Source organism: Spirosoma aerolatum (assembly GCF_002056795.1).
GTDB classification, from domain to species: domain Bacteria; phylum Bacteroidota; class Bacteroidia; order Cytophagales; family Spirosomataceae; genus Spirosoma; species Spirosoma aerolatum.
The window spans coordinates 2,912,612-2,929,748 of the sequence record NZ_CP020104.1; the positions used below are offsets into that span (position 1 = coordinate 2,912,612).

At 49.9% G+C, this 17,137-nt stretch carries 17 protein-coding genes; 15 read left to right on the forward strand and 2 right to left on the reverse strand.

The annotated features are described in order from the left end of the window. Positions 1-18 precede the first annotated feature (18 nt). The 10 genes from B5M13_RS11720 to B5M13_RS11765 all read left to right on the forward strand — a co-directional run bounded on the left by B5M13_RS11720 (position 19) and on the right by B5M13_RS11765 (position 12,117). A complete protein-coding gene (locus tag B5M13_RS11720; RefSeq protein WP_080055846.1) occupies positions 19-828 on the forward strand; it encodes a transketolase in 810 nt (269 codons plus the stop codon). Between the two features lie 199 nt (positions 829-1,027). Next, positions 1,028-2,053, forward strand: a complete 1,026-nt coding sequence (locus B5M13_RS11725) for a nucleoside hydrolase (protein ID WP_155297237.1) — start codon at positions 1,028-1,030, stop codon at positions 2,051-2,053. Positions 2,054-2,164: 111 nt separating this feature from the next. After that, complete coding sequence (locus tag B5M13_RS11730) at positions 2,165-3,145, forward strand: transketolase family protein (RefSeq protein WP_080055848.1); 981 nt, start codon at positions 2,165-2,167, stop codon at positions 3,143-3,145. Between the two features lie 91 nt (positions 3,146-3,236). Then, complete coding sequence (locus B5M13_RS11735) at positions 3,237-4,676, forward strand: DUF1593 domain-containing protein (protein WP_080055849.1); 1,440 nt, start codon at positions 3,237-3,239, stop codon at positions 4,674-4,676. Positions 4,677-4,701: 25 nt separating this feature from the next. Continuing rightward, positions 4,702-6,114, forward strand: a complete 1,413-nt coding sequence (locus B5M13_RS11740) for a DUF1593 domain-containing protein (RefSeq protein ID WP_080055850.1) — start codon at positions 4,702-4,704, stop codon at positions 6,112-6,114. Positions 6,115-6,211: 97 nt separating this feature from the next. After that, positions 6,212-7,180 carry a D-ribose ABC transporter substrate-binding protein gene (locus B5M13_RS11745; protein WP_080059890.1) on the forward strand — a complete coding sequence of 323 codons (969 nt, stop codon included), beginning with the start codon at positions 6,212-6,214 and terminating at the stop codon, positions 7,178-7,180. A 6-nt stretch (positions 7,181-7,186) separates the two neighbouring features. Further along, positions 7,187-7,951 carry a DUF2291 domain-containing protein gene (locus B5M13_RS11750; RefSeq protein ID WP_080055851.1) on the forward strand — a complete coding sequence of 255 codons (765 nt, stop codon included), beginning with the start codon at positions 7,187-7,189 and terminating at the stop codon, positions 7,949-7,951. Next, positions 7,945-9,468, forward strand: coding sequence for a sugar ABC transporter ATP-binding protein (locus B5M13_RS11755; RefSeq protein WP_080055852.1), 1,524 nt, complete (start codon positions 7,945-7,947; stop codon positions 9,466-9,468). Before B5M13_RS11750 ends, B5M13_RS11755 begins: the two co-directional genes overlap by 7 nt. Positions 9,469-9,541: 73 nt before the next feature. After that, complete coding sequence (locus tag B5M13_RS11760; RefSeq protein WP_080055853.1) at positions 9,542-10,522, forward strand: ABC transporter permease; 981 nt, start codon at positions 9,542-9,544, stop codon at positions 10,520-10,522. A gap of 95 nt (positions 10,523-10,617) precedes the next feature. Continuing rightward, entirely contained in the window at positions 10,618-12,117 is a 1,500-nt protein-coding gene (locus tag B5M13_RS11765; protein WP_080055854.1) for an FGGY family carbohydrate kinase, read from the forward strand. Positions 12,118-12,188: 71 nt separating this feature from the next. On the opposite strand, the gene B5M13_RS11770 is transcribed toward B5M13_RS11765, so the two are convergent. Beyond that, positions 12,189-12,542, reverse strand: coding sequence for a hypothetical protein (locus B5M13_RS11770; RefSeq protein ID WP_080055855.1), 354 nt, complete (start codon positions 12,540-12,542; stop codon positions 12,189-12,191). Positions 12,543-12,603: 61 nt separating this feature from the next. On the opposite strand from B5M13_RS11770, the gene B5M13_RS11775 reads away from it, so the two are divergent. The 4 genes from B5M13_RS11775 to B5M13_RS11785 all read left to right on the forward strand — a co-directional run bounded on the left by B5M13_RS11775 (position 12,604) and on the right by B5M13_RS11785 (position 14,828). Further along, positions 12,604-13,065, forward strand: a complete 462-nt coding sequence (locus B5M13_RS11775) for an OsmC family protein (protein ID WP_080055856.1) — start codon at positions 12,604-12,606, stop codon at positions 13,063-13,065. Positions 13,066-13,147: 82 nt separating this feature from the next. Continuing rightward, complete coding sequence (locus B5M13_RS33710) at positions 13,148-13,315, forward strand: hypothetical protein (RefSeq protein WP_170061120.1); 168 nt, start codon at positions 13,148-13,150, stop codon at positions 13,313-13,315. Between the two features lie 140 nt (positions 13,316-13,455). Continuing rightward, entirely contained in the window at positions 13,456-14,250 is a 795-nt protein-coding gene (locus B5M13_RS11780; RefSeq protein ID WP_080055857.1) for a thymidylate synthase, read from the forward strand. Between the two features lie 11 nt (positions 14,251-14,261). Then, positions 14,262-14,828 (forward strand): pentapeptide repeat-containing protein, encoded by a 567-nt coding sequence (locus B5M13_RS11785; protein ID WP_080055858.1) that lies wholly within the window; start codon positions 14,262-14,264, stop codon positions 14,826-14,828. Positions 14,829-14,938: 110 nt separating this feature from the next. Here the strand turns inward: B5M13_RS11785 and B5M13_RS11790 are convergent, their stop codons facing one another. Next, positions 14,939-15,250, reverse strand: coding sequence for a 2TM domain-containing protein (locus B5M13_RS11790; RefSeq protein ID WP_245859960.1), 312 nt, complete (start codon positions 15,248-15,250; stop codon positions 14,939-14,941). Positions 15,251-15,376: 126 nt separating this feature from the next. Between B5M13_RS11790 and B5M13_RS11795 the strand changes: the two genes are divergently transcribed. Further along, positions 15,377-17,107 (forward strand): helix-hairpin-helix domain-containing protein, encoded by a 1,731-nt coding sequence (locus tag B5M13_RS11795; RefSeq protein ID WP_080055859.1) that lies wholly within the window; start codon positions 15,377-15,379, stop codon positions 17,105-17,107. Positions 17,108-17,137: the final 30 nt, after the last annotated feature.

Below are 17,137 nucleotides of genomic sequence, written 5' to 3' on the forward strand. Positions count from 1 at the left end.
TAAGTGATTTTAATAGGTATGACTATCAGTGAATTAGCGCAGAAATCGGTGCAATACCGCCGAACGATACTGAAATATATTGTAGGGGCAAATGCCGGTCATACGGGGGGGAGTTTGTCCTGTATCGACATCCTGAATGTACTCTACAACAACGTTCTGAATGTTAGCCCCGAAACCGCCAAATCGCCTGACCGCGATCGATACATTCAGAGTAAAGGGCATACGGTTGAGGCCCTTTACGTAGTGCTGGCCGACCGGGGTTTCTTCCCCGAATCGGATCTGGAAACGCTTTGCCGCTACAAATCGCACTACATCGGACATCCAACCAAAAAAATTGCCGGTATCGAGCAGAATACAGGATCGCTTGGGCATGGGCTATCGCTGAGTGTTGGTACGGCCATTTCAGCTAAACTGGATGAAAAACCATTTCGGGTCTTTACGTTGCTGGGTGATGGGGAATTACCCGAAGGATCAAACTGGGAAGCGGCACTGCTGGCGGCTCAGTATAAGCTCGATAACCTCTGCGCCATCGTCGATAAAAATGGCCTTCAAATCACGGCACCCACTGCCGACGTGTGTAGCACCGACCCTCTCGATAAAAAATTTGATGCGTTTGGCTGGGCTGTCCGGGAAATTGACGGGCATGATTTCGGCCAACTGATCGACGCGTTTAATGAATTACCGTTCGAACCCGGCAAGCCCAGTGTGATCATTGCCCATACCATAAAAGGTAAGGGTGTCAGCTACATGGAAAACCAGCTCAAGTGGCACCACGGTGTACCCAATAAAGAACAGTACGAGCAGGCGCTGGTGGAATTGAGTGAATGAGCAATTGATGAATAAAAAACCGACCAGTAGACCGCTGAACGTTCTCGTTTTACGCTTGATTAACGTGTTTTTGTCATTTCGACCGTAGGGAGAAATCTCAAATTTCCATTATCAATCAGCTTGGGATTTCTCCCTACGGTCGAAATGACAAAAACGAGTTTAACCGAAACTTGTCAAATACATTAAACAAGTAGACTGTATGATTTTTTTTCGAAGACTTACCGGCCTGAGCTTGATCCTCGGCCTGATAGTCCAATTAACTGTCTTTGGGCAGTCGAAAGGATTGGCGGGTGTGGAGCCTCGAATGCGGGTCATTGTTGACAACGATTTTAGTGGTGATCCTGACGGACTATTTCAACTGGCTCATTTGCTGATGTCGCCCTCGGTAGAAATTCGGGCTATTATCGGCTCTCATCTCCATGTAAACGATGGGTTTGATCGTTCGAAGACCCAGGCCGATAATGCGGCTAAAAAAGCAAAGGAAGTGCTCCAGGCCATGAATGTGACGAAGGCTATTCCTGTCTTTGCCGGATCGAATACGGCGATGGTGAACGACAGTACGCCCGTTAAAAATGAAGCTGTCAGTTTCATCATTCAGGAAGCCTTACGGACCGATACTAAAACGCCACTTTACGTGGTTTGCGGAGCAGGACTCACTGAAATCGCGTCGGCTGCCCTGACCGATTCGCGGATTGCCGACAAACTGACACTCATCTGGATTGGTGGCCCTGAATACAGTGATCTGGCTCTTCCGCCACCGGGTTATTCGGAAGTTGAGTACAACCTGAACATCGATCAGGCAGCAGCACGAGTCGTATTTAACCGGTCGGCCTTGCGTTTGTGGCAAATCCCGCGAAATGTGTATCGACAGTGCCTGTTGTCGTATGCCCAATTGCTGACGAAGGTGAAGCCACAGGGCAAAATTGGCGCTTACCTGAGTGAAACCCTGGAGGTCCTAATGGATCGTATTCAGAAGTTTATCAACATTGGTGAAACCTACATTCTGGGCGATAGTCCGCTGGTGCTGCTTACAGCGCTACAGTCGTCGTTTGAGCCCGACCCCTCGTCGAGTCAGTACGTTGTTCGGCAGGCACCCCGCATCAATCAGGCAGGAACCTATGTCCACAACCACGCTGGTAGGCCGATTCGGGTGTATACCCAACTGGATACGAACCTGATGTTTGCTGATTTTTTCGCCAAGCTAGAGCTATTGAATAGGCATTAGGGACAGAAGGCTAAGTTACGTTCAATGAACCGCGAGGACGCAAAGATGCAAGGGTATAAAACTTTAACAATCAATTCTTTGCGTCCTCGCGGTGAGAAATAAAATACAACCATGGGAGAAGTAAGTACAGTAGTCGATAAAAAAGCCCTTCCAGACGTGGACCGGGCCAATCTGGATGTATTTTCGAATACGCTCCAGGAACTGGCCAGTACCGACCGGCAAATTCTGGTGGTGACCAGCGATTCGCGGGGTTCGGGTAAACTGGGGCCATTCGGACAGAAGTACCCAGCACAGCACATCGAAATCGGCATTGCTGAACAAAACCTGGTGGGAGTTGCCGCTGGTCTGGCTTCAACGGGTAAGAAGGTATTTGCCGTTTCGCCCGCTTGTTTCCTGACGGCACGGTCGTTCGAGCAGATCAAAACCGACGTGGCCTACTCCGATAATCCGGTAAAACTGATCGGCATAAGCGCCGGGGTGAGCTATGGGGCTTTGGGATCGACCCACCACAGCCTACACGATTTTGCGGCCTTGCGGGCGGTTCATAACCTGATGGTGGTTGCCCCCGCCGATAATTTCGAGACCGAACAGGCTATCCGGCAAGCGGCCGAACTCGACCATCCGATTTACATTCGATTTGGCAAAAAGCCCATGCCCTTGCTATCGGAAGCGAATCAGGCGTTTGCATTTGGTAAAGGGCGAATCATCAACCAGGGCGACGATCTGGTACTGATCGCAACTGGCGAAACGGTCTATCCGGCTCTGCTGGCGGCTCATAAACTGGAAGCCCTGCACGACATCAAGACAACGGTAATCAGCATGCATACTATCAAACCACTGGATTATGATCTACTGGCGACAGTTGCGGCCAAAGGATGTCCCATCCTGACGGTGGAAGAACATAGTGTATTCGGAGGGTTGGGCGAAGCCTGTGCGTCTTTTCTGATCCAGAATGGTTTTCGTAATCGGTTCAGAATCATGGGTATTCCTGATGAATACACGGTTACAGGCTCGCAGATTGAAATTTTCAACCATTACGGTTTATCCGAAGAAGGCATTACGAACGAAGCACAGATCTTGTTGGATCTGTAGAGACGCCATACCTGGCGTCTCATTGGCGACAGCAACCATCCGGTCAGGAGACGCGAGGTATCGCGTCTCTACAAATTATCCTAAACCATACATGAAACATATTCTTTGCTTAATCGCTCTATGCCTGTTGGCGAGTTTACCTTCGTCCAGCCATGGCCAGTCACCGAAAAATAAACAGCGGGTACTGATTCTGACCGACATTGAAAATGAACCGGATGATTCGGAATCGCTGGTTCGCCTGCTCACCTATGCCAATCAACTGGACATTGAAGGGTTGGTGGCGACAACCTCCATTCACCTGCAAAAACGGGTAGCTCCCGAAACCATTCATCGGATTGTGGATGCCTACGGGAAGGTGCAACCCAATTTGCTGAAACATGAACCAGGTTACCCAACGGCGCAGGCGCTGAAAGCCCTTATTAAGAAAGGATTGCCCGTGTATGGCATGGGTGGAGTGGGCGACGGTAAAGACTCAGAAGGATCGTCGTGGATAATCCGGCAACTGGAAAAGCCCGACAGTCGACCTCTATGGGTGTCGGCATGGGGGGGCGTCAATACGCTGGCACAGGCCCTCTGGACCATTCAGAAGAGCCGAGCGCCAGAGCAGGCGGAACAGCTTTACCGCAAACTTCGCGTATATACCATTTCGGATCAGGACGATAGTGGCCCCTGGATTCGTAAGACCTTTCCAAGCGTGTTTTATGTCGTCAGTCCCGGTTATGGTTATGAATTTGCTACCTGGCGCGGTATCAACACCAACGAACCCGGCACGCGCCCGGAGTATGTCAGTGATGCGTGGTTAGCCGAAAACATTCAACAGGGGCATGGGCCACTAGGCGCGATGTATCCCGACGTGGCCTTTGGTATGGAAGGGGATACACCCTCTTTTCTGAATCTGATCCCTAATGGACTGAATGCACCAGAGCATCCCGACTGGGGTGGTTGGGGAGGACGGTATGTTCTGCAACAGCCTAGACTAGTGCCCAGTCGGAACAAGCCCGCCAGCGCACCCGCCGAAGAGCCTGAAACGCGACCCATCTGGACCAATGCGGCCGATTCGGTCTTAACCCCAAGAACCTTTATGACAACTCCTTCAACCAGTGGGCCAAAGCCAGCAAAAAGCACGATGGCTACCATCTGGCGTTGGCGTACTGAATTTCAGAATGATTTTGCCGCCCGGATGGACTGGTGTACCAAATCGTACAAGGAAGCGAATCACCCACCTGTGCCCCGTTTGTCGCATCCCGAAAATCTGACCGTGAAATCGGGAGAGATGTTTTACCTGCGGGCGTCCGACTCTACCGACCCCGACGGCGATTCGATGAGTTTTCGTTGGATGCAATATCCCGAAGTGGGAACGTACCAGGGTGTTATTTTATACGAAAATTTTGTCACGAACATCTACGAAGCTCGCCCAATCGCTCCTAAAGTAACCAGTCCGCAGACCATTCATTTCATCCTGAAAGTGACCGACAAAGGCACACCCGCCTTAACGCGGTACAAACGAGTCATTGTTACCGTTGTTCCGTAGCGTGAACCCAATACGACTAAACCTCATGAAAGCTGCTTATCTAGTTATCTGGCTCCTGCTGCTCGGACTGCCAACTCTGCCAAGTCAGGCTCAACAAGCCGGGCAAAAATTACGGGTGCTGGTGCTGACGGATATCGAAAATGAACCTGATGATGCCCAGTCGATGGTTCGTTTCCTGACGTATGCCAATCAATGGGATGTAGAGGGGCTGATTGCCACTACCTCGGTTCATCAGAAAGATCGGGTGGCTCCGGAGCGGATCAGACAGATTGTAACGGCCTACGGGAAGGTCCGGTCGAATTTATTGCTGCACGAAAAAGGCTATCCCGAAACGCAGTACCTGACCAGTGTCATCAAGTCGGGTTACCCTAATTTCGGCATGGGTGCCGTTGGGCCGGGGAAAGATTCGGAAGGCTCGGAATGGATTATTTCGGTTGTCGATAAAAACGATGATCGACCTGTCTGGATTCCGGTGTGGGGAGGAGCCAACTGTCTGGCGCAGGCGCTCTGGAAAGTCCGGCAAACGCGTGCGCCCGACGATGTCGAGAAATTTGTGGCCAAACTCCGGGTCTATACCATTTCCGACCAGGACGATACGGGCCCCTGGCTTCGGAAAACCTTTCCGAATCTGTTTTACATTGCCAGCCCCGGTTTTCATGCCGGGGGCGCCTATCATCAGGCTACATGGAGCGGAATCAGTGGCGATAAATTTCACGGGCGGTTCCAGGGGGCAGATTTTAGTCTGGTCGATAACCCCTGGCTTGACGAAAACATCCGTAAAAATCACGGGGCGCTGGGGGCCGAACATCCGTTTACAAAATTCCTGATGGAAGGCGATACACCGACGTTTTTGTTTCTGATCGACAATGGCTTAAGCGACCCTGAACATCCGAATTATGGCAGTTGGGGTGGCCGTTACGAGTTCTATACACCCCGTATGCGCAAGTGGTTTTACGAGCCCGAAACCCGCCCGTTCTGGTCCGATGTCGAGGATGAAGTGATGGGTGTAGACAGTGGTTGGTACACCAGTAATAAAGCAACGATCTGGCGGTGGCGGAAAGCGTATCAACACGATTTTGCTGCCCGCATCGACTGGACTATCAAGCCCTACAAAGAGGCCAATCATCCGCCTATTGCCAAATTAGGTCATCCAAATCAGGTGCGGGCAAAAAGCGGTGAAAAGGTTATGCTGAGCGCAGACGGCTCTACGGACCCTGATGGTAATCCATTGACTTACGAATGGATTTATTACCGTGAACCGGGTACGTTCGAAAGTAGTCGGGCGTTGGAGATACAGGATAAACTGAAAAAAAATGCCTTCATCATGGCACCAAGCGTGACAAAGCCCGAAACATTTCACGTTATCCTGGCCGTGACTGATACCGGAACACCGTCATTGACTCGATACCAGCGCGTTATCGTAACGGTAATGCCGTAGCATTTTGTCATTCCGACGATAGGAGGAATCTCAAACTTGACTATTACTCAGACTTGAGATTCCTCCTATCGTCGGAATGACAAAAAAACTAAACTATATGAATAATTTACTCACATACAGTCGCTTATTCGTCCTGCTACTCCTGCTGCTGCTGGCAGGAAGCTGTACGAGTAAAACGGACGCTAATGGCCCAAAGAAGGTAGCCGTCATCGTGTCGACGCTCAACAATCCGTGGTTTGTGGTACTGGCCGAAACAGCGGCTGCCGAAGCCAAAGCCTTAGGGTACGAAACCAAAATCTTCGATTCGCAGAACAACACGGCCCTCGAAAGCGATCACTTTGAGAATGCCATCGTGTCGGGATTCAGCGCTATTCTGCTGAATCCGACTGATTCCGACGGCTCCATTGTCAACGCACGCAAAGCTATTGAAGCCGGTATACCCGTGTTCTGTATGGACCGGGAAGTCAATTCGCCCAGGGCGGCAACCTGCCAGATTCTGTCCGACAACTATTCGGGCTGCGTGGCTATTGGCAAGTACTTCGTTCAGACCTTACGCGCCAAAGCGGCAAACACACCGATCAACTACGTTGAGATTCTGGGATTAGTGGGTGACAACAACACCTGGAACCGCTCGAAAGGCTTTCATAGCGTGGTTGATCAGTACAAGAATTTTAAGATGGTGGCCCAGCAAAGCGCCGATTTCGACCGGAATAAGGCAATGGAAGTACTGGAGTCCATTCTTCAGGCCCATCCCGACATCAATGCGGTTTTCTGCGGAAACGATGCGATGGCTATGGGTGCGTATCAGGCGTTGGTAGCGGCTGGCAAAGCTAACGATGTGGGTGTGTTTGGCTTCGACGGGGCCGACGATGTGATGAATTCCATCCGCGATGGAAAGATCAAGGCAACCGGACTGCAATCGCCCCAGACGATGGCCAAAACAGCCGCCCAGTTTGCTGATGAGTACTTCAAGGGTAAACGCGACTTCGCTAAAAAGATACCCGTGGCCGTCGAGCTGATTGACCAGGAGAACATCAAGGATTATCCGGCCACTAAAAAATCCTGACCAACGATGCCGAAAAACGCACTGAAATACACCATGCTACTCGTTCTGCTGGCGGTTGTAGCTTATAACTCGGTCTATTTCAAACGACTGGACGAAGTAAAAGCATCGACAGGGCCCAATGCTGGTCAGCCATTTGACGCGGCTTCCTACGCCGGTACATTCTGGACCAACAAGCTCCTGCCCACAACAGCAAAAGCTACTGAGTTCGACGTGCTTATTTCATTGTTAAAAACCGATAAGGAGAAGGCATTCGAGACCTACTCGCACGCACTGGGCATTGGCAACATCCGCTATTTTCTGGTGAAAGGAACGGGCAACGTAACAGCTGTTGGCGACAACGACATCACCGTTTTACTGCCTTCAGGCAAATCGGTTAAGCTGGCGACGGAGTACATTTTCGGAAATGCCGCCCGCGATGCCTCCGGCCTGATCCAGATTACGGAATTCGATAATACAATGGACCTCAACAATGTATCGGCCGAACTGAATACGATTATCCGAAACAAGGTTGTGCCACCCCTGAAAGCAAACGCTAAACCGGGGGCAACAATCAACTTCGTCGGTGCCATCGAACTAAACAAAGCGCATTTGCATCTGGAGACTATAGAGGTGATTCCGATTGTGGTAAAGCTGGGTACAGGTAGCCAGGAGCGGGGGGTAAAGTCTCTGTCTATCAGCATAGGCCCTCTGCTCCACGCCCCATATTCCTTGCGCCTTGCTCCACACCCCACGCATCCTGCCCCCTGCACTCTGCATCCAAAACCATGTTAATAGCCGAAAATATCACCAAACGATTTGCGGGTGTAACAGCGCTGGACGGGGTTTGTCTGGAGTTTCGGGCAGGCGCAGTAACCGCCGTAATCGGTGAGAACGGAGCCGGGAAATCCACGCTGATGAAAATTCTGTCGGGCGTTTACCCGGATTACGAAGGACAAATTCGGTTCAAGGGGGAGCTTGTTCGGTTCAACTCCATTCGCGATGCGCAGGCTTGTGGCATTGCTATTATCCACCAGGAACTGAATCTGATTCCGTATCTGACTATCACGGAAAACATCTTTCTGGGTCGCGAAATCACCACGCGCTGGGGTACGCTCGACAAGAACGCGATGCGGATCAAAACGCAGGAGTTACTGGCCAGACTCAAACTGCCAATCGATCCTGAATCACGGGTGTCTGAACTGAAAGTGGGTCAGCAGCAGGTGGTTGAAATGGCAAAAGCGTTGCTCGTTGAGTCGGACGTGATTATTATGGATGAGCCGACATCAGCGATCAGCGAGAGCGAGGTAGTGGTTCTGTTCACGATTATCGACGATCTGCGGAAGGAAAACAAAGCTATTGTTTATATCTCACACAAACTGGACGAACTGTTTACCATTGCTGACCACTATGTTGTTCTACGTGATGGTAAATCCATTGAATCGGGTAGTATGCACGGCATTGACCACGATACACTTATTCGGAAGATGGTGGGTCGCGACATTAATACGATTCGCCGGAAAACGACGGGTCAGGCTTTTGATCCGTTGCTGTCAGTCGAAAACCTGTGCCTGAAACACCCAACCCATGTGCAGGAAAATCAGCTTAAAAATATCTCGTTCAGCGTAGGGCGGGGTGAAGTGGTCGGGCTGTTTGGGCTGATGGGTGCCGGACGAACGGAGCTATTGGAATCTCTTTTTGGGCTTCATCCAAAGCGTTGTTCGGGAACCGTATACCTCGATGGAAAGTCGATTCTGCCGAAAACTCCGGTCGATGCAATTCGGTTCGGCATGGCGCTAGTGCCAGAAGATCGCAAAAAAGACGGACTGGTGCTGGATATGGATGTACAAATGAACATCAGCCTGACCGCCCTCGAAAAAATTGAACAGGCTGGTTTGCTGAGTCAGGTTAAAGAAACCACGCTGGCCAAAAAATACATAGCCGATTTACGGATTAAAACGCCTTCGGAAAGGCAGACAGCCAAAAATCTGAGTGGTGGTAATCAGCAGAAAATTGTCCTGTCGAAATGGCTGGCGACAAACCCAAAGTTGCTGATGCTCGACGAACCCACACGGGGTATCGACGTAAATGCCAAAAACGAAATTTACAAGCTCATTCTGCAATTGGCCGATGAAGGCATGGGGATTCTGGTGGTTTCGTCGGAACTGCCCGAAATCCTGGCCATTTCGGACCGGGTTCTGGTCATGAGCGAAGGCGTCATAACCGCCGACATGGCCGTACAGGATGCATCGGAAGATGTAATCCTGAAGGCTGCAATACCAAAATCAATGAGTGAAAGAGTGAAAGAGTGATTGAGCGAAATGACTTTATTCACTCTTTCACTCTTTCACTCTTTCACTCTTTCGCTCTTTCACCCTTTAACTTATGCAGCTAACCGCAACTACCTACCGACCTTTCCTGACGCGATTCCAATCGCTGATTGCTCTGTTTATTCTTTGCCTGGGAATCAGTCTTCTATCGGATAAATTCCTGACCGTAGCCAATTTCTGGAACGTACTCCGGCAGATTTCGGTCAATGTATGCATATCAACGGGCATGACGCTGGTAGTGCTGACAGCGGGTATAGACCTGTCAGTAGGTTCCGTTTTGGCTCTGTCGGGGGCAATTACGGCTGGCCTTCTGCGTAACGGTATTCCCATTCAGTCGGCCAATTTATACATTGGTTTTACTTTATTGGGAGCAATACTGGCTGGCATCCTGACGGGTTCGGCGCTGGGGTGGTTCAATGGCTGGGCTATTACACGCTTCAAATTGCCGCCCTTTGTAGCCACACTGGCGATGCTGACCATTGCCCGTGGCCTGACCATGCTCTGGACGGAAGGGTTTCCGATTACGGGCCTTGGCGACTCGTTTACGTTCCTGGGAACAGGCTGGTTTTTGGGTATTCCAGTTCCGGTCTGGTTATCGGGCCTTATTGTCACCACGGCCGTGCTGGTCACCAATAAAACCCGGTTAGGGCGCTATATCTACGCCATCGGTGGGAGCGAAAGCGCAGCCCGGTTGTCGGGCGTGAATATTGAAAGGATCAAAATAGCCGTATACACCATTGCCGGAGGATTAGCAGCTATTGGGGGCCTACTCGTAACCTCGCGACTGGATTCGGCCCAGCCCAACGCCGGAACAAGTTATGAACTCGATTCCATAGCGGCAGTCGTCATTGGCGGAACCTCCCTTTCGGGTGGCCGGGGTAGTATACTCGGTACGGTGCAGGGCGCTATTATCATTGGTGTTCTGAACAACGGCCTGGTCCTTCTGAATGTATCACCTTTCTGGCAACAGGTCGTAAAAGGGTTCGTCATCCTGCTGGCCGTAATCATCGATAAGCGAACAGAGAAAAATGAATAATGTAAAATGAACAATGGATAATGTGATTGGGGAATCCGTCTATTCGCTTCATTATTCATTTTACGTTATTCATTATCCATTATTCATTAAGTTAAATGACCAATTCCTACATTCTGGCCATTGACCAGGGAACCAGCAGTACCAAAACGCTTTTGTTTGACCAGAACGGGCAGGTAGTCGCGCGGGCTTCGGAGCCGTTGATAACCAACTATTTGGCCGATGGATTCGTTGAGCAGGGCCCGGAAGATTTATTCCGAAATGTACTCATTTCGGTGGGAAAATGCATCGGGAGTTTTGCGGCTCAAGGCGGTGATCTAAAAGCTATCAGCGCCTGTGGTATTTCCAATCAGCGCGAAACATTTGTCGTTTGGGATGACACAGGTGTTCCACTCTATAATGCAATTGTCTGGCAATGTAAACGCTCTATTCAAGTCTGTGAGCGATTGAAAGCAGAAGGGCTGGAGCAACGCATTCAGGAAAAAACCGGGCTATTTATTGACCCTTACTTTTCGGGAACCAAACTGATCTGGCTATACGAGAATGACGAGAAGGTTCGGCAGGCCGTCGATGCCGGAAAGGCGTACTTTGGTACGGTCGATACGTGGCTGCTTTACAAACTGACCAACGGCCAGCACTACCTTACCGATTATACCAACGCATCCCGAACGTTGTTTTTTAACCTGCACACGTTAAGCTGGGATCTGGAACTGCTCGCTGCGTTTGGGCTCTCGAAGCTGAATCTGCCTGAGCCCAAACCATCTTCGGCCTTTTTCGGAAAATCGAATTTCAATGGTTTATTTGATCATACCTTACCCATTACCAGCCTGATAGGCGATTCGCACGCGGCCGCCTTTGGCGAAGGTTGTTTTGCACCGGGAACGGCAAAAGCTACATTAGGAACGGGCTGCTCGATCATGATGAATATCGGAGAGGAGCCTATTACATCGCAACAGGGTATGGTTACAACCATTTGCTGGAGCACTGAAGAGCGGCCGGGCCGACGTTCGGTAGACTATGCCCTGGAAGGGGTGATCGTCACCTGTGGCGCTACCATCGAATGGCTAAAAAACAGCTTGGGATTATTTGCCGAAAGCCGAGAAACAGAAGCGATGGCAATGGCTGTACCCGACAATGGTGGGGTGTATATCATTCCGGCATTTAGCGGATTAGGGGCTCCTCACTGGCAAATGTCCCGCAAAGCGTCGATCTCCGGGCTGACGTTCGGTTCAACGAAAAATCATGTAGTCAGAGCGGCTCTGGAATCCATTCCCTATCAGATCAACGATGTAATAGTAGCGATGGAGCAGGATACCGGAATAACGTTGAACGAACTGATGGTACACGGTGGAATCAGTGCCAATCAGTTTGTTGTACAGTTCCTGACTGATCTACTTGGGAAGCCGGTCGTTAACCGCGACATGCCTGATGTATCGGCTTTGGGAGCGGCTTATCTGGCTGGCCTGAAAACCGGACTGTTTAAAAACCTAGATCATTTACAGACATTAAACGCGGGTAAAGTTTCCATAACGCCCAATGTCGAACGGTCGGCTGTAGAAAAAGCGTATGCAGGCTGGCAGGCTGCTCTCAAGGAATAATGGAATGCGGATTGTTATGATCTGTGTAAATCATAATCATTATAACAATCTGTGTTCTATATGAAGCAGAATTAAAATAAACCTTTCCCGAAAAGATGGCTCAGGCTAATAGGTTCGTTGTTAAGAATGAAAAAATAAACCAGTGCAGCCAGAACTAAATAACTGATGGCCAGCCATTTTTTCTTCTGATCGAACTCGGCTCGATGGTGATGGTAATCATAAATCATAGATGCCGACAAACCCATAACCATCAGAAAGAACGAGAACACCCCGAAATCTGTTCGATACATACTCACCGACTGCATAAACCGTGCGCCCGAAACAATGTAAAGCAACCAGGCTCCGAACCCTGCCCGGTATAAGTAGACGCTTAACCGTCGGTCATTTTTAAGATCGAAAAGATCGTCGGTGAATTTTTCGGACATGGTTTTATTTACTTTGAGATGGTGAATATAAACACTTTAGCTTATAAACGCAAAAAAGACAATGCTTGATTCACAACCCGTTACTGCTACTCAGGAATTTAACACAATGCAGATCGAACTGGTGCGTGTCGATGATGCTTTCCATTTTGAAGCCATCGGCAAATCGGGAGTTGCCCAGCATATAGACGCGGCTACTGATATCGGCGGACATAATGCTGGAGCCCGACCTATGGAAATGCTGCTGATGGGACTGGCCGGCTGTACCGCTATCGACGTTATTCTGATTCTGCAAAAACAAAAGTATGTGATCGAAGATTTCCGGCTGAAGGTCGATGGGATGCGTGAAAAAGATGCCCATCCAGCTCCATTCCGCAAAATACATATTACGTACTTATTGAAAGGCAAACTCGATACGGATAAGGTAAAACGGGCTATCGACCTGTCGATGGATAAGTATTGCTCCGCAACGGCTCAGTTTCGCCCCTCTGCCGATATTACTTACTCTTTTGACATTCAGGAGTGATTTTTCAACGCAATGGCGTAGTTTTTGCATAAAATTGAGAAAGATGCGTTATCGCATTAAACCTTGCTAAACTACATTGACCATGAAAAAAGCCCTGCTCGGGTTGGCCCTGCTAACCACCCTGACTACTGTTTCGTTCGCCGGAGAAATTCGTAAAGAGAAAAAAGCCAAAAAGGCGAAATCGGAAAACTGTGAAAAATCGTGCGATAAAGGTAGCCATGCCTGCTGCATGAAAAAAGCACAGGCCTAAACTAACGATTGTTCGCACAAACTGTAAAGACCGAATGACGCGCAGCCAATGCCTAAAAATAAACCCCTCGCCTTCGTTGGCTGAGGGGTTTATTTTTGCCTAACGGTTGACTTATCCCTTCCGACTTCCGACTTTTGATTATGCAACAGTACCACGACCTCCTTCGCCATATTCTTCAGCATGGCACGCGCAAAACAGACCGCACCGGCACCGGCACCCTTAGCGTGTTTGGGTATCAGATGCGTTTCAATCTGGAAGATGGCTTCCCACTCCTGACCACCAAAAAGGTTCATACCAAATCCATTATTCATGAACTGCTGTGGTTTATTAAGGGCGATACGAACATCAAGTACCTGAAAGACAATGGCGTATCGATCTGGGACGAATGGGCTGACGAAAACGGCGACTTGGGGCCTGTATATGGCAAACAATGGCGAAGCTGGGCCGCTCCCGACGGACGAGTCATCGATCAGTTGCAGGAAGTGCTGAAGCAACTTAAAAACTCGCCCGATTCCCGGCGGATGATTATTTCAGCCTGGAATCCCGCCGATGTGCCGAGTATGGCTTTACCCCCCTGCCACTTGCTGATGCAGTTTTATGTGGCCGATGGAAAATTATCCTGCCAACTGTATCAGCGTAGTGCCGACGTCTTTCTGGGTGTTCCGTTCAATATCGCCAGCTACGCCCTGTTGACCATGATGATCGCGCAGGAGTGCGGCTATATTGCCCACGAATTTATCTGGACAGGCGGAGATACACACCTGTACCTGAACCATCTGGAGCAGGTCGAAACGCAACTTTCCCGTGAACCCCGCCCGTTGCCAACCATGCGCCTGAACCCCGCCGTAACGACTATTTTTGACTTCAGTTACGGCGATTTTACGCTCGAAAACTACAATCCCTATCCAGCTATTAAAGCTCCGGTAGCCGTTTAGCATTCGGGCAAATGGAATACTACGATCAGATTTTTGACCCACTGACGAAGGTAGTTGAACAGTGGTCTGGGCATGAGTTTGAGCAGTGCACGTTCAGAAAGCTGGATTTAACCCAGGCCATGCTCAGCCATGCCAGCTTTGTTGATTGTCGGTTTGAAGCCTGTAACCTGACGCGGGTTCAATTGAAAAACACAAAGCTCTACGATGTTCGGTTCTCGAATTGTCAGCTTGCCCACGTTGATTTTGGGGTGTGCAACCCTTTTGGTTTTCATGCCGATTTTCAGGCGTGTCAACTCGATTACACCGTTTTTCTGAACCGGAAATTAAAAAAGGCTTCGTTTATCGATTGCTCGATACGGGAAGCCTTTTTTCTAAACTGTGAATTGGCCGCAACCATCTTTACAAACTGTAATCTGGAACTGACCAAGTTCGAAGGTAATGATCTGACACAGGTTGATTTTTCCAGTTCATACAATCTGGTGATTGACCCTGAAGAAAATAAACTCAAAAAGGCACGTTTCTCGCTTCACAATCTGCCAGGACTGCTCACAAAGTATGGCCTCGTGATTAACCATTGAGCAACACAAGTGAGTCGAACGCTTAACGTGCAGTTCGACTCTCATCGTGGAGTCAGATTTAAGAACCTGTCCTCACTCATTCAGATACCTTCTTGAGCTTTCGGGAAAGTCTACCCCTGTTGCCGTACCAGCTTCTGGTATTCTTTTTCAATCATCGACCGTTCGCTGCCACCATGATACACATGGAAATAGTGGGAGGCCAGGCCAATGCCCCAACCCAGCATCGGGAAAATAGGCCAGGGAAATAGATAGCCAAAGCGCGTAAACGACTGGATCGAAACATTACTGACAATCCAGATTAGCCATAAACCGGCATTGATGATGAAATAAGAACGCAGGTGCATCTGAAAACCAGCACGAGCTTTGGCTTGTTTCCACAGATAAGGATCGTATTCGGATTTAGATTGAGTCGGTTCCATCATGTTATTTATATCGTAAGGTTGAATCGGTTAATTGGTTTTGATGGGGTAAAGGTAGGCTGGCTACGTCCGAAGCGCTGCTGAAATCTGACCGATTGCCTAACTTGCGGAGTAAATTGCCCTTTTTGTATGACTAATTCCGAAATCGTTGATCTGCTCGAACTGACGGGCCGATTAATGGAACTCCATGACCGCGATGCATTTAAAACCCGGTCGTATCAGACAGCCGCGTTCAATCTTGATAAATCGACCGCCGATTTAGCCAATTTGCCCGTTGAGGAGTTGGTCAAATTGCAGGGAGTAGGCAAGTCGGTTGCTCAGAAAATTCGGGAAATTGCCGAAACGGGCCGCCTGACAGAGCTAGACGAACTGATGGCCCAAACACCGGAAGGGGTACTGGATATGTTTCGTATTAAAGGCCTGGGAGTTAAGAAGGTACGAACGCTCTGGCGTGAATTGGGCATCGATAACCTGCGTGACCTGCAACAGGCGGGTGAAAGTGGTGAGATCGCCAAGATCAAAGGCTTCGGGGCCAGTACGCAGGAGAAAATTCTGGCGGCTCTGGAATTCTTACAGGAACAACAGGGTAAGGTTCGTATGGACAAAGCGGCCCTGATCGCAAAGCTATTATACGACCAGCTATCGACCCACTTTGAGCGGATTGAAATCAGTGGCCAGGTCCGCCGGAAAGCACAGGAGGTGGATACGGTGCAACTGCTTGTACAAACTAACGACCCACTTTCGGCCATGCTGACCCTGCAAAACTTTCCCAATCTGGAGCAGAATCAGCCGGAGTCGTCGCCATTCGTCTGGCGTGGAAAGCTCGCTGGTTTTGATGTGCAGGTTGAGTTACTCCTGTATCCGGCCGAGCAGATGAACCGACAGTTGTTCATTCAAACGGCTACCGAATCGCATTTGCAGCAGGTTGGATCGGGGGGAGCGTCGCTGTTGCAGGTGGCCTATGCCAGCGTATTATCAGAAGTCGCAACAGGTGAAACGGATGAGCTGGAGAAAGCTATTTACGCCCGTGCCGGATTGCCGTATATCGTCCCTGAGATGCGGGAGGATGCCTTTGCGTTTCGCTGGGCGGCTAAACATCAGGTTGATGAACTGGTAACCTGGGATGACCTGCGCGGAACCCTTCATAACCACAGTACCTGGTCGGATGGAAAGCAATCAATCGCCGATATGGCCGCTTACTGCCGTGAATTGGGCCTGACGTATTTCGGTATTGCCGATCATTCCAAAACGGCTTCGTATGCCAATGGCCTCGATGCTGATCGGGTCCGGCAGCAGCAGGCCGAAATTGATCAGCTCAATGCCAGTTTTGGGGCTGATTTTCGCATTTTCAAAGGCATCGAATCCGATATTCTGGGCGATGGCTCACTGGATTATGACGACGCTACCCTGGCTACGTTTGATTATGTCGTCGCTTCGGTGCACCAAACCCTGACCATGTCGCTCGAAAAAGCCACCACGCGTTTGTTGAAGGCTATCGAAAATCCATACACAACCATTCTGGGCCACCCAACAGGCCGTTTGTTGCTCGCCCGTGAGGGATACCCCATCGATCACCGGGCCATCATCGATGCCTGCGCTGAGCATAATGTTGTTATTGAAATCAACGCCAACCCCTACCGACTCGACATCGACTGGCGCTGGATCGACTACGCCATGCAGCAGGGAGTGATGTTAAGCATCAACCCCGACGCACATGATCTGGCGGGCTTACTGGATATGCATTACGGAGTAGCTGTTGGCCGGAAAGGGGGCCTGACAAAAGCCATGACGTTTAATGCGCTGACGCTTCAGGAAATGACTGACTATCTGCAACAGCGTCGGGAGCGGCTGCGTAAGTAGGGGAAAGGCAGGGCCGTTTAGGATTAATTA

Coding starts and splice junctions, on each gene's coding strand:
- B5M13_RS11720 (WP_080055846.1), top strand. CDS start 19: ATGACTATCAGTGAATTAGCGCAGAAATCGGTGCAATACCGCCGAACG.
- B5M13_RS11725 (WP_155297237.1), top strand. CDS start 1,028: ATGATTTTTTTTCGAAGACTTACCGGCCTGAGCTTGATCCTCGGCCTG.
- B5M13_RS11730 (WP_080055848.1), top strand. CDS start 2,165: ATGGGAGAAGTAAGTACAGTAGTCGATAAAAAAGCCCTTCCAGACGTG.
- B5M13_RS11735 (WP_080055849.1), top strand. CDS start 3,237: ATGAAACATATTCTTTGCTTAATCGCTCTATGCCTGTTGGCGAGTTTA.
- B5M13_RS11740 (WP_080055850.1), top strand. CDS start 4,702: ATGAAAGCTGCTTATCTAGTTATCTGGCTCCTGCTGCTCGGACTGCCA.
- B5M13_RS11745 (WP_080059890.1), top strand. CDS start 6,212: ATGAATAATTTACTCACATACAGTCGCTTATTCGTCCTGCTACTCCTG.
- B5M13_RS11750 (WP_080055851.1), top strand. CDS start 7,187: ATGCCGAAAAACGCACTGAAATACACCATGCTACTCGTTCTGCTGGCG.
- B5M13_RS11755 (WP_080055852.1), top strand. CDS start 7,945: ATGTTAATAGCCGAAAATATCACCAAACGATTTGCGGGTGTAACAGCG.
- B5M13_RS11760 (WP_080055853.1), top strand. CDS start 9,542: ATGCAGCTAACCGCAACTACCTACCGACCTTTCCTGACGCGATTCCAA.
- B5M13_RS11765 (WP_080055854.1), top strand. CDS start 10,618: ATGACCAATTCCTACATTCTGGCCATTGACCAGGGAACCAGCAGTACC.
- B5M13_RS11770 (WP_080055855.1), bottom strand. CDS start 12,542: ATGTCCGAAAAATTCACCGACGATCTTTTCGATCTTAAAAATGACCGA.
- B5M13_RS11775 (WP_080055856.1), top strand. CDS start 12,604: ATGCTTGATTCACAACCCGTTACTGCTACTCAGGAATTTAACACAATG.
- B5M13_RS33710 (WP_170061120.1), top strand. CDS start 13,148: ATGAAAAAAGCCCTGCTCGGGTTGGCCCTGCTAACCACCCTGACTACT.
- B5M13_RS11780 (WP_080055857.1), top strand. CDS start 13,456: ATGCAACAGTACCACGACCTCCTTCGCCATATTCTTCAGCATGGCACG.
- B5M13_RS11785 (WP_080055858.1), top strand. CDS start 14,262: ATGGAATACTACGATCAGATTTTTGACCCACTGACGAAGGTAGTTGAA.
- B5M13_RS11790 (WP_245859960.1), bottom strand. CDS start 15,250: ATGATGGAACCGACTCAATCTAAATCCGAATACGATCCTTATCTGTGG.
- B5M13_RS11795 (WP_080055859.1), top strand. CDS start 15,377: ATGACTAATTCCGAAATCGTTGATCTGCTCGAACTGACGGGCCGATTA.